Annotated in this window: 13 protein-coding genes; 9 read left to right on the top strand and 4 right to left on the bottom strand. The window is 56.6% G+C overall.

Annotation, left to right across the window (positions count from 1 at the left end; translation table 11 throughout):
* The first annotated feature begins 57 nt into the window (after nt 1-57).
* The 3 genes from GJQ55_RS04885 to GJQ55_RS04875 all read left to right on the top strand — a co-directional run bounded on the left by GJQ55_RS04885 (nt 58) and on the right by GJQ55_RS04875 (nt 4009).
* Complete coding sequence (locus GJQ55_RS04885) at nt 58-318, top strand: hypothetical protein (RefSeq protein ID WP_228346389.1); 261 nt, start codon at nt 58-60, stop codon at nt 316-318.
* Nucleotides 319-347: 29 nt separating this feature from the next.
* Nucleotides 348-3179: an insulinase family protein gene (locus GJQ55_RS04880; RefSeq protein ID WP_228346388.1), complete on the top strand. Its 2832-nt coding sequence runs from the start codon at nt 348-350 to the stop codon at nt 3177-3179.
* A 62-nt stretch (nt 3180-3241) separates the two neighbouring features.
* Complete coding sequence (locus GJQ55_RS04875) at nt 3242-4009, top strand: SDR family oxidoreductase (protein ID WP_228346387.1); 768 nt, start codon at nt 3242-3244, stop codon at nt 4007-4009.
* A 20-nt stretch (nt 4010-4029) separates the two neighbouring features.
* On the opposite strand, the gene GJQ55_RS04870 is transcribed toward GJQ55_RS04875, so the two are convergent.
* On the bottom strand, nt 4030-4659 hold the full coding sequence (locus tag GJQ55_RS04870) for a flavin reductase family protein (protein ID WP_228346386.1): 630 nt from the start codon (nt 4657-4659) through the stop codon (nt 4030-4032).
* Between the two features lie 118 nt (nt 4660-4777).
* On the opposite strand from GJQ55_RS04870, the gene GJQ55_RS04865 reads away from it, so the two are divergent.
* The 3 genes from GJQ55_RS04865 to GJQ55_RS04855 all read left to right on the top strand — a co-directional run bounded on the left by GJQ55_RS04865 (nt 4778) and on the right by GJQ55_RS04855 (nt 8197).
* Entirely contained in the window at nt 4778-5716 is a 939-nt protein-coding gene (locus tag GJQ55_RS04865; RefSeq protein ID WP_228346385.1) for a bile acid:sodium symporter family protein, read from the top strand.
* Nucleotides 5713-6246, top strand: coding sequence for a DUF1439 domain-containing protein (locus tag GJQ55_RS04860; RefSeq protein ID WP_228346384.1), 534 nt, complete (start codon nt 5713-5715; stop codon nt 6244-6246). Before GJQ55_RS04865 ends, GJQ55_RS04860 begins: the two co-directional genes overlap by 4 nt.
* A gap of 73 nt (nt 6247-6319) precedes the next feature.
* Nucleotides 6320-8197 carry a methyl-accepting chemotaxis protein gene (locus GJQ55_RS04855; RefSeq protein ID WP_228346383.1) on the top strand — a complete coding sequence of 626 codons (1878 nt, stop codon included), beginning with the start codon at nt 6320-6322 and terminating at the stop codon, nt 8195-8197.
* 21 nt (nt 8198-8218) lie between these two features.
* On the opposite strand, the gene GJQ55_RS04850 is transcribed toward GJQ55_RS04855, so the two are convergent.
* From GJQ55_RS04850 to GJQ55_RS04840, 3 genes are all read right to left on the bottom strand, one after another.
* Complete coding sequence (locus GJQ55_RS04850; protein ID WP_228346382.1) at nt 8219-9265, bottom strand: phospholipase A; 1047 nt, start codon at nt 9263-9265, stop codon at nt 8219-8221.
* A gap of 108 nt (nt 9266-9373) precedes the next feature.
* Nucleotides 9374-9823, bottom strand: a complete 450-nt coding sequence (locus GJQ55_RS04845; protein WP_228346381.1) for a hypothetical protein — start codon at nt 9821-9823, stop codon at nt 9374-9376.
* Between the two features lie 206 nt (nt 9824-10029).
* On the bottom strand, nt 10030-10803 hold the full coding sequence (locus GJQ55_RS04840; protein ID WP_228346380.1) for a ferredoxin--NADP reductase: 774 nt from the start codon (nt 10801-10803) through the stop codon (nt 10030-10032).
* 123 nt (nt 10804-10926) lie between these two features.
* Between GJQ55_RS04840 and GJQ55_RS04835 the strand changes: the two genes are divergently transcribed.
* From GJQ55_RS04835 to GJQ55_RS04825, 3 genes are all read left to right on the top strand, one after another.
* Nucleotides 10927-11820, top strand: coding sequence for a LysR family transcriptional regulator (locus GJQ55_RS04835; protein ID WP_228346379.1), 894 nt, complete (start codon nt 10927-10929; stop codon nt 11818-11820).
* A 458-nt stretch (nt 11821-12278) separates the two neighbouring features.
* Entirely contained in the window at nt 12279-12803 is a 525-nt protein-coding gene (locus GJQ55_RS04830) for a M48 metallopeptidase family protein (protein WP_228346378.1), read from the top strand.
* Between the two features lie 122 nt (nt 12804-12925).
* Nucleotides 12926-14149 carry an argininosuccinate synthase gene (locus GJQ55_RS04825; RefSeq protein WP_228346377.1) on the top strand — a complete coding sequence of 408 codons (1224 nt, stop codon included), beginning with the start codon at nt 12926-12928 and terminating at the stop codon, nt 14147-14149.
* Nucleotides 14150-14190: the final 41 nt, after the last annotated feature.

The following is a 14190-nucleotide window of genomic DNA, read 5'->3' as shown; positions in this document are numbered from 1 at the left end:
CCCGGAATCGGGTATGATCAGCCCCTGTTTTCCGTTTGTCCCAGCTGAGGAGCCCCTGTGAACAAAGACCACGCCTACCACCAGATTGCTCTGGCCTGCCTGAAAGCCCTGCGCACACCGGCCGCCGCCGCGGCTCATGATCCGGCCCAGGCGCTGTATGAGGTGATCGACCAGGCCTTTTCACAACAAACGGCGTTGCTGCTGGCGGAACTGGATGACTGTCAACACCGTCTGAGCAGCATTGCGGCGCTTGACCCACAGCGCCACAGTCTGGCCGATGCCCAGGCCATTGCCCGGCATACCGGCCCGTCGCACTGAAGCCTAACCCAATACCCCAAGGAGACGGCATGTTCTCGCCCCGTTACTGGATATTTTTCGCCATTGTTCTGGCTGCTATTGGATTCTCTATGTTCCGTATGTCTGCCCAACCGGAGCTGATTGTCAGCCCCGCCGATCCGTTCAGTTATCGTTATCTGCAGTTACCCAACGGCATGAAAGTGGTGCTGGTACAGAATCCGGACGCCGACAAAGCGGCCGCTGCTGTCAGTGTTGATGCCGGCAGTGGCGATGACCCGGCCGGTCGTGAAGGCCTGGCGCACTTCCTTGAACACATGCTGTTTTTAGGCACCGAACCCTATCCGGAAGCCGGTGAGTACCAGGCTTACATCAGCCGCCACGGCGGCAGCCACAACGCCTTTACCGCCCACAGCCAAACCACTTATTTCTTCGAGCTGGACAACAACGCCCTGCCCGGTGCGCTTGACCGCTTCGCACCCTTCTTTATTTCCCCCACCTTCGACGCCACCTACGTCGAGCGCGAAAAAAATGCCGTGCATGCGGAATACAGTGCCAAGCTGAAAGACGATTTCCGCCGGATTTTCTCGGCCGAAAAACAGGCCATGAACCCGCAGCACCCCTTTGCCTCATTCGCCACCGGCAACCTGGATACCCTGGCCGATCGCCCCGATGGCAATGTGCGTGATGAACTGCTGGATTTTTATGCCAAACATTATTCGGCTGACCGCATGACCTTAGTGCTGGCCGGTAACTACGAACTGGACCAGCTGCAACAATGGGCCGAGCAACACTTTGCCGCCGTACCGCTGCGCAATACCACACCGCGCCAGCCCAACCCGCCGCTGTTTGCCGACGGCCAGCTGCCGCTGGACCTGAACATTGAACCAGTCAAAGAAATCCGCCGTCTGCAATTCACCTTCCCGATGCCGGAAACCCAATCCAACTACGCGGTGAAACCGGTGCAGCTGCTGACCCATCTGCTCGGCCATGAAGGCGAAGGCAGTCTGCTGGCCTATCTGAAAGCCCAGGGCTGGGCCGAAGGCTTAAGCGCCGGACGCTCACTCAGCACCCACAGCGAATCCAACCTGGTGGTGCAAATCCAGCTGACCCGCGCCGGCCTGTTGCAGACCGACCGCATTACCCAGGCACTGTTGCACTACATAGGCCTGCTGCAACAACAACCGCTGCCGGATTATCTGTTAACGGAACAGCATCAGCTCAGCGATCTGATGTTCCGCTTTCAGGAGCACAGCCGTTTGTCCGACTATGTCGTACGCCTCAGCAGCAACCTGTTGGTGTACCCGCCCGAAGATGTGATTTATGGCGATTACCGCTGGCAGCCCGCCAGCCCGGCACAGCTTAAGCCCTATCTGGATGCCCTGAACGGCAACAATATGCTGCGCACCATCATTGCCCCGGGCGTTGCTACCGATACCGTTGACCCCTGGTACAACACCCCCATCCGCATCCGCCCGCTGAACTATCAGGCTGATGCGCAGCTGGAAGCGGAACTGCAGCAGGCGCTGTTCCTGCCACAACCCAACCCTTTTATTCCGACCGATTTCAGCCTGTATAAGGGTGAACCGCAGAACAAACCAGCGTTGCTGCGCAACGACACAGGTCTGCGCCTGTGGTACTACCCGGAACAGGAATTTGCCCAGCCGAAAGCCCGTGTACTGATCCAGCTGCAACAAGCATCGGTGCAGAACAGCGCCCGTGACCGGGTGCTGGCACAGTTGTATGCCCGCAGCGTCAATGAAAATCTGAACACCTTCAGCTATCCGGCGCATCTGGCCGGCCTCAGCTATCAGCTGAGCGCCAGCGGCCGTGGTCTGGAAATTACCCTCGCCGGTTATCAGCACAAACTGCCGGTACTGCTGGAGCGGTTGCTGCAACAAATGCAGGACAGCCAGCTGAGCGATGATGACTTCGACCGCTACCGCGCCTCGCTGCAACGCAGTCTGGAAAATCAGCTGAAAAATAAACCCTTCGAACGCGCGCTGGCGGAACTGCGGCAGTGGCTGTACGACCCGTCGTTCAGCGAGCACCAACTGCTGCAGGAACTGGCTAACGTAACCCGCGCCGATGTACTGGACTTTGCCCAACGCTTCGGTACCGGCCTGAGCCTGCAAATGTATGTACACGGCAGCCTCAGCGCCGCCCAGGCCCAAACCTTTGCCGATACTGTCAGCCGCCATTACCCGGCCACCGGTACGGAGCTGCCGCTGCCGGCGGTGCTGCAACCACCGGTAGCACGCCACCAGCTGAACCTCGACCTCGACCATCAGGACAAGGCCCTGGTGCTCTACGTACAGGGGCTGGACAACAGTGACCGCAACCGCGCCCGCTTCTCATTGCTGGGGCAGATGCTCAGTGCGCCCTATTACCAGCGCCTACGTACCGAAGAACAGCTGGGCTATGTGGTCTTTGCTACCCAATTTCCGCAGCAAACCGTGCCCGGACTGGCCTTTATTGTGCAGTCACCCGACGCCGGCCCGCAGGATATTCTCGACAGCAGCGAGCGCTTCTTTGCTGACTTTGAAGCGGTACTTGCCAATATGGGTGAAACCGAATTTCAGGCGTATCAGCAAGGCCTGAAAACCCTGCTGCTGGAAAAACCGAAAAACATGGGCGAAAAATTTGCCCGTTTCTGGCGCGACGCTGATATTGGCCGGTCAACCTTCGACACCAACGAAGCCATTGCCGCCGAAGTGGATCAGCTGACGCTGGACGATGTCCGCGCGCTGTATCAGCACGCCCTGCTGGAGCAGGGCCGGCCCTGGGTGATTATTACCCAGGGTGGCCAGGTGCAGAACGCCGGGGCTCTGACCAGCCTGCCGCGTGACCAGCTGCAACGCTTTACCGTACCGGCCGGGGAATAACCCGGCCCATCAGCCCTTTCACAAAAACAAAAAAACAAAAAAACAAAAAAAGGAACGCCAACATGATGAAAACCGCCTTTATTACCGGTGCCGCCTCCGGCATCGGTCTGGCCACCGCCAAAGCCCTGTACGCGCAGGGCTGGCAGCTGGGGCTGGCGGACATTAATGAGGCCGGCCTGCGCGAGCTGACGCTCGGCTGGGATGAACAACGTATTCATTGTTATGCGCTGGACGTACGCGATGCCGAGCAATGCCGGCAGGTAATCGGTTGCTTTGCCGGTGACCACGAACAGCAGCTGCGCTTGCTGTTTAACTGCGCCGGCATTCTGCAGGTCGACCGCTTTGAGAACATCAGCGCCGAACGCCACCAGCAGATTATCGATATTAACGTCACCGGCGTGATGAACTGCTGCCTGGCGGCCTTTCCCTACCTGCGCCACACCAGCGGTTCACTGGTCATCAACATGAGCTCAGCATCGGCAACTTACGGTATTCCGATGTTTGCCAGCTATTCCGCCTCCAAATTTGCCGTCTCGGGCTTAACCGAAGCGCTGGATCTGGAGTGGGAGGAATACGGCATTCGCGTGGTCGACGTCATGCCGCCCTTTGTCAGCTCCCCCATGCTGAACGCGCAGGAACGCAGTGCACCGGTCATCGACAAACTGGGGGTTAACCTGTACCCAGAAGACGTTGCCGATGTGGTGCTGCAACAAATTGAAAAGCCCCGTACCCACCGCGCCGTCAGCCTGCAATTCAAACTCGGCTGGGCCTTAAGCCAGATACTGCCGCGCGCGGTACTGGGAAAGGTATTACGATTGCTGAGCCGGTAAACCGGCTTATTACTCAGCCATCAGGCCGGCCGCGGGCGCTTAATCAGCTCGCCGAGGCTGGCGTATTCACTGCCACCCAGCCGCGCCAGCGGATTCAGTGCCGCGGCGTCCACCTGCAGGCGCGGTTCCGTAGTGGCAATATCATCATTCAGCCAGACCTGCTCCACTTCCAGAAACACCAGATGCTGCGCCTGCGGGCCAATATCCACCTGCTGCTGGTAGCGGCATAAAAACGCCACCGGCGCCTGCTGCAGCCGCGGCAACGACCAACCGGGTTCAGCGCAGAGCGCCAACCCCTGCCGCTCAATTTCACTGACGCCATAATCCAGCGTCGCCGAACTGTCGTTCAATGCCGGTAAATCATCCACCGAGGCAATGTGCACCACACAGCGGCCATCGCGCTGCAGATTCACATAGGTGTCTTTTTCCGGGCCGGCGGGTTTTTTACCGATCGACACCACCAGGGTTGGCGGCTCGGCACAAACCGGCGCAAAGAATGAATAGGGGGCCAGATTAAAGGCACCGGCACTGCCATCACTGGCCTCATTGACATTGGCCGTTAAGATCCAGGCAATGGGCCGCGGCAATACCGTCTGAATCAGCAAATGATAGTTTTGTACCGAGTCCAGATCCTTAACCGCAATCTGCATAACAGGCTCCCCTGACGTGGTTATGAATAAAAACCGCATTATCACCGCCTGCCCCGGTCAGAACCAGACACAAAGCCAGCGCCGGCTGGTAACATAGCGTTCCGCTACGGAGGTTCCCATGTTCACAGTTGCCCGTTTATTTCCTGTTTTGGTTGTTGTTGTCAGCCTGCTGGCCTGGTTCGAGCCGGAAGGCCTGAATGGCCTGGGCGAGGCCGTGTTGCCGCTGCTCACCATCACCTTATTTTGTCTGGGGTTGATTCTGCGCCCGGCCGATTTCCGCCGCCTCTGGAATCATCCCAGCGCGCTGGCCATGGGGCTGTTACTGCAGTTTATCCTGATGCCGGTACTGGCTTTTGGCCTGACCCTGCTGCTGAACCTGCAGCCCGGGGTTGCACTGGGCCTGATTATTACCGGCGCCTGTGCCGGTGCCATTGCCGCCACGGCCTTTACCTATCTGGCCAGTGGTGATGTCGCCCTGTCGTTTTGCCTTACCGTATTCGGCGCCCTGCTGAGCATCGTGCATGCCCCCTGGATGATCAGCTTTCTGAGTGGCAGCGAGGTCGTTCTTTATGCGCCGGCGGTCCTGCAGAATATCCTTACCCTGATGCTGCTGCCGTTGCTGGCCGGCATGTTCTGCCACCGCTTTATACCGGCCCTCAGCAAAACCCTGCAGCCGCAGATGGACACCATTATCAGCCTGCTGATGCTGCTGATCATCGCCATTACGGTTGCCACAGGCCGCACGGAACTGGCTCTCACCGCCGCGGTCACAGCCTCCGTGGTCGCTGCGGTGGTACTGTACAACCTGCTCGCTATGGCTCTGGCCTATTTCCTGCCCCGCTGGAACGGCCATACCGATGCCGAAGCCCGGGCCATTGCTTTAAATGTCAGCATGCAACACAGCGGCGCGGCCATGGCGCTGGCGGTACAGGCCGGCGGTCTGCTGGCCACCCTGCCCGCCGTCATCTTCAACCTGGCCCAATACATCAGTGCCGGTCTGCTGGCCGGACTGTGGAAATGGCAGATTAACCGCCGCCTACGGAAACTGCGCTCATGAACATAACCCTACCAAAAACACTGCTGTTGCTGCTGGTCAGCCTGCTGTTAAGCAACACCGTAATGGCACAAGACATCCGCTTCAGCCGCCAGCAATTGCAGCAGGAACTGGATCGCCGCCTGCCCATTCATCAACAGCACAGCCTCTACAGCCTCAGCCTGAGTGAGCCGTTACTCACCCTGCTGCAGCCAGAACAACGCCTCAGCATCCGCACCCGGGTCGCGGTTAACACCGCCTTTGGGTTTGCCGGTGATGGCTGGATTACGGTTGACGGTCAGCTGCGCTACCAGCGCAGCGACTACAGCTTTTACATTGATGATCCGCGGGTTACGGAACTGCACATTGAGGGCCTGGCGCCAGCGTTGCAGCCGCAGCTGCAGAATCTGGCCCAGAACCTGCTGGCGCCGGCCTTTACCGGCCAACCGGTGTACACATTGAAAGACAGCAACATGCAGGAAGGGATGGCGCGCATGATGCTGAAATCCCTGCATATTGAACCGCAGGCGGTGGTAGCAAAATTGGGATTTTAGCCATCCGCCGGGTGGCCCTTTATGGCTTTTGTTCTATGCTTGGCTGACGTTTCCCGACATAACAGTCAATACCATGAATCTGAATAACCTGAGCATCCGTCACAAACACAGCCTGATTCTCACCCTGGTCGTCGCCGGTCTGCTGGCGACCGCCTTGCTGGGCTTACAGCAGTTTTCCAGATTAAACCAGCTGGCCAATGCACAACTGCAACTGCAACTCCTCGACAGCGATATTCTGCTGCTGCGCCGGAACGAAAAAGATTTTATGGCCCGGCTGGAACTGCGCTACCGCGACCAGTTCCGCAGTAATTTTAAAGCCTTGCAGGATAACACCAAAAACCTCAGCGATACCCTGCAGCAGCTGGAAATTGATACCCGCCTGACCGGTCAGCTGCAGCAACAAACCCAGCGCTATCACGACAGTTTTATTGCCCTGACGGCGTTGCAGGAAACCATTGGGCTGGATCCGAAATCGGGCCTGTATGGTGAATTACGCAAAGCCGTACACAACATTGAAGAAATGGCGGAAGCCTCGCAGGCCTACGATGTGCTGTACCACATGCTGATGCTGCGCCGGCACGAAAAAGATTTTATGTTGCGCCTCGATGCCGCTTACATTCAGCGTTTTAACGACGGCATAGAACCCCTGCGTTCAGCGTTAATTTTGAACCAGCAGGAAAACGACACCACCCAGGCAGAGGCCCTGCTCGACCAGTATCAGAACCGTTTTATGCAACTGGTTAAAGCACAACAGGACATGGGGTTAACGGAAAGCGAAGGCCTGCAGGGTGAAATGCGCGACACCATCCATCAGACTGACAGCATTTTTAAACAGCTGCGCGAACAACTGGATACGGAACTGCAGGCGTTAACGCAAAGCGTGTACCTGACGCTGGGGATCAGTATTCTGCTCACCTTCGCCATTATTACCGGCCTGACCATTATAGTTTCCCGCGCTATTTATTTGCCGGTACAAACCATTACCGAAAAAATCGGCCATATTGCCCGTGATCTGGATTTAACCCATTTAATCAACCATAAAACCGGTGACGAAATTGGCATGTTGTCGTCATCATTTGACCGCCTGATTACCACCTTGCGCGAAACCGTGGCACAGGTGCAGGCCGGTGCCACCGAAGTGGCCTCCGCTTCAGAAGAAATGTCGGCCATCACCAAAGCCGTCGGTGACGCCAGCCACCAGCAGCAGGATGAAGTGTCGCAAGCCGTAACCGCCATGACGGAAATGACCTCCACCATTCAGAACATTGCCAACAATGCCGGCCAGGCGGCCAGCGCCGTCAGCGAAATCCATCATGAAGTGACCCAAAGCCGTGGCATTGCCAGCGATGCCCGTACCGAAATTGAGACCCTGAATACTGAAATTCTGCAGGCTACGGAAGCCATTACCCGGTTACAGAAAGACAGCCAGAAAATTGGTGAAATTCTGGGTGAAATCAGCGCCATCGCCGAGCAAACCAATTTACTGGCGCTGAACGCAGCCATTGAAGCAGCCCGCGCTGGTGAGCAAGGGCGCGGTTTTGCCGTGGTGGCCGATGAAGTGCGCACCCTGGCCAGCCGCACTCAGGTATCCACCGAATCCATCCGCAGCAATATTACTGAATTCAATAAAGGCACTGCCGATGTGGTGGCCACCGTATTGAAATCACGCGACCGTGCCGAAGTCGGTATCCGTAAAGTCAGTGAAACCAGCAGCGCACTGGAAAGCATTTACAGCAACATCAGCAGCATTAATGATCTGAACACCCAGATCGCCACCGCTGCCGAAGAACAAAGCTACGCGGCGGAAGAAATTAACCGTAATATTCTTACAGTTAATGAACTGGCTGCCACCAGCCATGAACAAGCCAGCCAGGCCGCCGAAGCCAGCCGGGTGCTGGCGCAGCTGGCCAGCCGTCTGAACCAGACCGTCGAAAAATTTATTGTTGAATAAGTTCGCCGGCCAGGCGTGTTGTTACAGCCAATCGCTTAATGACACGCCCACGCCAAAGCGCTGCTGATGGCGGTCATAATCAATCAGGCTTTCGCCATAACCGTTGAAATAATGCACATAGCCTTTAATGCGCGGTGTCAGCGGAAAGGTCCAGCCCAGCTCAATAGCCCCGCGATTGTCATCCCATTTAAAGTTATTGCGCAGCATCACTGTTAAGTTGTGCTGACCATAAGGGTACAGATAACGCAGCTCACCTGGCCCCATGTAATGTTCAATACGCGGATTATCATCATCGGTTGGGTCTAACGGATCGGCACCACTTTTTTCCGGCATCCGCCACCAGAGTTTGGCACTGATAATGCCTTGCCGGGTGACCGAACCGGCTTCAAAAATCACCCGGTTCCAGCTGCGCGATAAGCTGCTGGTCTGACCATTAGACTGATGATTTAACGCCAGGGAAAAATAATCGACGTATTTATTGCGCGTTTGCCAGGAAAAAATCAGTTCGGGTTCATGGTTGGTTTCCCGGAACGGACGGGAAATATCTTCGTTGTACGCCTGCCAGAAGGACCGGTTGGTATAAGCCACATCAATGCGGCTGTGCTTACCAATAATATCACTAGCCAACTGGTATTTAATGCTCAGCTGAAACACCGCTTCCAGATGATCATTGCCCTCATCACCGCGACTGGCCGTGGGGTTACCGGTAATATTCTGCAGCAATTTATCCACTTCCCGGTCACTGGGAGACGATTGCCAGGTTAACGGCAGCACATAATTGGGCCGGTGCGGCAACAACACAAAACGGCTGTCAGCCGCCAGTCGTTCAATGCGGATCTTTTCCACCAGTTGCGGCAGGCGGCGGATGGCCCGGTTAAATTCTTCTTCTGCCACCACCTCCACTTTGCGGGTCTCCGTCCGTACCGGGCCACTTTCCGGCAATAAGGAGCCCAGACTGGCTTCCGGATCATCCTCTTCCGCCTCAGTAACCGACGACGTTGCGGCGGCCATGACCGGCAAGGGCAAAAAACACAGCAATATGCACATAAGGCTGGCACGGGTAAGCATCAGCGTGGCTCCGGAAGTTAGCAAGCCGCTACTATAACCAGCTTTATCCGGATTCTGACAGCATTGAACCCGCGCTGCGGCCGGTTTTTTAACCCGGTCACAGCGCGCTCAGACCATTAAGCCATCCGCTTCCAGATACGGCGTACGCGCCGCCTGATATTCGTTCTTGCAACCGGGGCACACCCGCACATCACGACTGAGAATTTTACTGTGCAGATGCAGCAGTTTCTGGCTGCCTTCCCAGCAGTAAGAACAATAAGGCTGGCCATAAGGGCGGCCATCCAGCGTTTTGTAATAGCCATCACCGCGGCGGCGTAAATTGCCTTTGAATACCAGCACTTCATTCATACGGATCAGCTCCGCATCGCGGGCTTCACACACGCCCTGCAACAGGCTCAGCTCCATTTTGGCCGACGCCACCGCCGCAGTCAGATCCGCCAGCAGCATCTTCATATCGGCTTTTTCCAGCTGGTAGCCAGCCGCCTTAATCTGCTTACCCACGTCCTGGGCAAAATTCAGGCAGCGCACCACGTCTTCAACGGTACCTTGTCCCGGCATTGTCATTCCTCCGTCACAGCAATCAATACTCAGTGTCGGTTTTCCGTCGGGAAAACCGCTATCAGAAGGAATAAGCAGAATTAATGCCAGAGCCTGCCCCGCGCCCACAAAAAAGCCCGGTGGTGGTAAAAAGCAGGCCAGGATGCCACCTCCTACCACCACCGGGCCGAGCCGGTTGACGCACAATCTATCCAGAAGCAGCGGGCTTACTTCTCCACAAACGCCCGTTCAATCACATAATGCCCCGGCTGGCCGCCACGGGCTTCTTTAAAGCCCATGCGGTCCAGAATTGTCGTTAAGTCATCCAGCATGACCGGGCTGCCACACAACATGAAGCGATCGGTTTCCGGGTTCAGATCCGCAAGGCCAATATCACGGGTGAGCTTGCCGCTGGTAATGGCATCGGTTAAACGACCATTATTGCGGAACGGCTCGCGGGTAACGGTCGGGTAATAAATCAGCTTCTCGCGCACCACATCGCCAAAATATTCGTTGTTCGGCAATTCGTTCTCGATGCGCTGCTGATAGGCCAGCTCCGACACCCAGCGTACGCCGTGGGTCAGAATCACCTTGTCGTACTGCTCGTACACATCCAGGTCTTTAATAATGCTCATAAAGGGTGCTAAGCCCGTGCCGGTGCTGAGCAGGTACAGGTTTTTACCCGGTAGCAGGTTATCGGTAATTAACGTACCCACCGGCTTAGTGCCGACCAGCAATTCATCGCCCACCTGCAGTTTTTGTAAACGCGAAGTCAGCGGGCCGTCCTGTACTTTGATGGAAAAAAATTCCATCTCTTCTTCGTAGTTAGCACTGGCAATACTGTAGGCGCGCAGCAGCGGCTTATTTTCCACCTCAATACCGATCATGGTGAAATGACCATTCTTAAAGCGCAGCCCCTGACTGCGTGTGGTGGTAAAGCTGAACAAAGTTTCATTCCAGTGATGCACGCTGGTAACGGTTTCGCGGATCAGATTGCTCATGGCGGGTTCCTGACTGAAAACACATAACGATTCGGATTGCGCAGCAGAGTAACTGAGGGCAAGCTATCGGAAAATCAACTTATTCAGATTAGTTTGTTCGGTTTTACCGAATAAGGGGCAATTATGCGCTACACCCTTCGTCAACTGCAGGTGTTTATTGCCATCGCCCACTCTCAAAACCTGACCCGCGCCGCCGACCAGCTGGCCATGTCGCAAAGTGCGGCCAGCAGTGCGCTGAAAGACTTTGAACATCAGTTTGGTGTGCAGTTGTTCGACCGCGCCGGCAAACGCCTGCAACTGAATGAACAGGGCCGGCTGCTGCGCCCCAAAGCCGAAGCCCTGCTGGCACAGGCGCAGGACTTTGAACAGGCCCTGCTGCGTCACGCCGAAGCCGGACCGCTGAATGTCGGCGCCACCCTGTCGATCGGCAACTACCTGGCGGTGGGTATGATGGCGCAGTACATGACTGCCCATCCCGATGCCACAGTACGACTGGATGTCGCCAATACCCGGCAAATCGCCGACAAAGTGCTGAATTACGAACTGGATATCGGCCTGATTGAAGGTGAGCTGAACCACCCCGACCTGGACATCATTCCCTGGCGGCGCGATGAACTGGCACTGTTCTGCCACCCGCACGACAATTTGGCGCAACGGCAGCAGCAACAGGGCTTTCTGACCGATGCCGACTTACGCAGCGCCCGCTGGATTCTGCGCGAAGCCGGTTCCGGCACCCGCCAGGCCTTCGACCGCGCCCTGCACGGCCTGCTGCCGGAACTGCACGTCACCCTGGAACTGCAACACACCGAAGCCATTAAACGCGCGGTGGAAGCCGGCCTCGGCATCGGCTGTTTGTCCCTGATAACCCTGGGGGATGCCTTCAAACGCGGCAGCCTTATCCGCCTTACCGCACCGCAACGTGACTTCAGCCGCCAGCTGTATCTGATTATTCATAAACAAAAATACCGCAGCGCCGGGATCAATGCGTGGATTGAGATGTGCCGGCCGGACGCTTGAAGCTTGAGGCCGGACGCTTTACGGGAGACGCTATTAGTCGTTCAGGGTTGAGGGTTGGGCGTTCAGCGCGCGTTGTGGACGCATCCAACACCTTCGCGTCACTGGGGGTTGCAACAGCCCATTCGGGCCAGCCCGAAGTTTGCCAAAGCCAGTAGCATCGTTTGGATGATTCCAAACGAGCGGGTAGGGGCATGGATGCCCCTTGGCCGCGTATGCGTTATTGGCTTTGGTAAACGAGGATCAGCTGGGACGCGGGCCAGAGGGGTTCGCAAGGGGATACCTCCCCTTGCAATACCAGCGGCCGAAGGCCGCAAAAAGCCAGCCGCCAGGCTGGCCAAGCTGCATGTTTGTGCGTCTCCCGTCTCCCGTCCAGCGCAGCGAGCGTCAAGCCGGCAACGCAGCAAGCGTCAAGCCGATGGCGTAGCAAGCGCCAACCCATATGCCGTAAAATGCCAGCCATGAACAAAGCCCCCATGAATTACCTCAGCAGTTACAGTCCCAACCTGCAGCAACAGGCGCAGGCACTGCTCGACGCCGGTAAAACCGCCGGCTTGCTGCTGAAAAAATACCCGCAGGCGCACAGCCTGAACTCCGAACGGGCGCTGTACGATTACGCCATGGCGCTGAAAAATGCCCATCTGCGCAGCTCACCGCCGATCAGCAAGGTTATCTATGACGACAAAATCCACGTTATTAACAATGCACTGGGGCTGCATACCTTTGTGTCGCGGGTACAGGGCGGCAAATTGAAAGCTAAACAAGAAATCCGTATTTCCTCGCTGTTCCGCCGCGTGCCGGAACCCTTATTAAAAATGATTGTGGTGCACGAACTGGCGCACCTGCGCGAAAAAGACCATAACAAGGCCTTTTACCAGCTGTGCTGCTATATGGAGCCGGATTATCACCAGCTGGAGTTCGACCTGCGTCTGTACTTAAGCCACCGCGACCGTTACGGCGAATTGTGGCAAACCCCGCCAGCATAACCATGCTCACCGGGCCCCGCTGTTGGCTATAGCCGGCACAATCAGTACAATGTGGCCCCTCAGAATTCACTGCTGCCGTGCCCTATGGCTGCGCCAGCCCACTGCCAACCCGGAGAAACCCCATGTCCGCCATTAAGAAAGTCGTGCTTGCCTACTCAGGTGGCCTTGATACCTCGGTTATTGTTCAATGGCTGAAAGACACCTACCAGTGTGAAATCGTTACCTTCACCGCCGACCTGGGTCAGGGTGAAGAAGTCGAGCCGGCCCGCGCCAAAGCCGAAGCCATGGGCGTTAAAGAAATTTACATTGAAGACCTGCGCGAAGAATTCGTACGCGATTTCGTCTTCCCGATGTTCCGCGCCAACACCATTTACGAAGGCGAATACCTGCTGGGCACCTCCATTGCCCGCCCGCTGATCGCCAAGCGCCTGATTGAAATTGCCAACGAAACCGGTGCCGATGCTATTTCCCACGGCGCCACCGGCAAAGGTAACGACCAGGTGCGTTTCGAGCTGGGTGCCTATGCCCTGAAGCCGGGTGTAAAAGTGATTGCGCCGTGGCGTGAATGGGATCTGACTTCCCGTGAAACCCTGATGGCCTATGCCAAAGAGCGCAACATCCCGATCGATTTCAACAAAGCCGGTAAAAAGTCTCCGTACTCCATGGACGCCAACCTGCTGCACATTTCCTATGAAGGCGGCGTGCTGGAAGACACCTGGACCGAGCATGAAGAAGACATGTGGCGCTGGTCTGTCAGCCCGGAAAACGCTCCGGACGTTCCGACCTATTTGGAACTGACCTACGAGCGCGGCGATATCGTGGCCATCAACGGCGTAACAATGAGCCCGGCAACCGTACTGGAAACGCTGAACAAAATCGGTGGTGCCAACGGCATCGGCCGGCTGGATATCGTCGAAAACCGTTATGTGGGCATGAAGTCCCGCGGTTGCTACGAAACTCCGGGCGGCACCATCATGCTGAAAGCACACCGTGCCATCGAATCCATCACCCTGGACCGTGAAGTGGCGCACCTGAAAGACGAACTGATGCCACGCTACGCCAGCCTGGTTTACAACGGCTACTGGTGGAGCCCGGAACGGGCCATGCTGCAGACCATGATCGACGAGTCGCAGGCGCCGGTAAACGGTGTGGTACGTCTGAAGCTGTATAAAGGTAACGTGATCGTGGTGGGCCGTAAGTCGGACAACAGCCTGTTCGATACCCGTATCTCTACCTTTGAAGACGACGGTGGTGCTTACGATCAGAAAGACGCGGAAGGCTTTATTAAGCTGAACGCCCTGCGGATGCGTATTGCGGCCAACAATGGTCGTAAATTGCTGAAGTGATTGATCGTTAAGCGTTTGGTGTTGAGGGTTTGGCGCGCTCA

The sequence above is a fragment of the Venatoribacter cucullus genome (assembly GCF_016132445.1).
GTDB classification, from domain to species: domain Bacteria; phylum Pseudomonadota; class Gammaproteobacteria; order Pseudomonadales; family Oceanobacteraceae; genus Venatoribacter; species Venatoribacter cucullus.
This window is presented reverse-complemented; position numbering and strand designations above follow the sequence as displayed.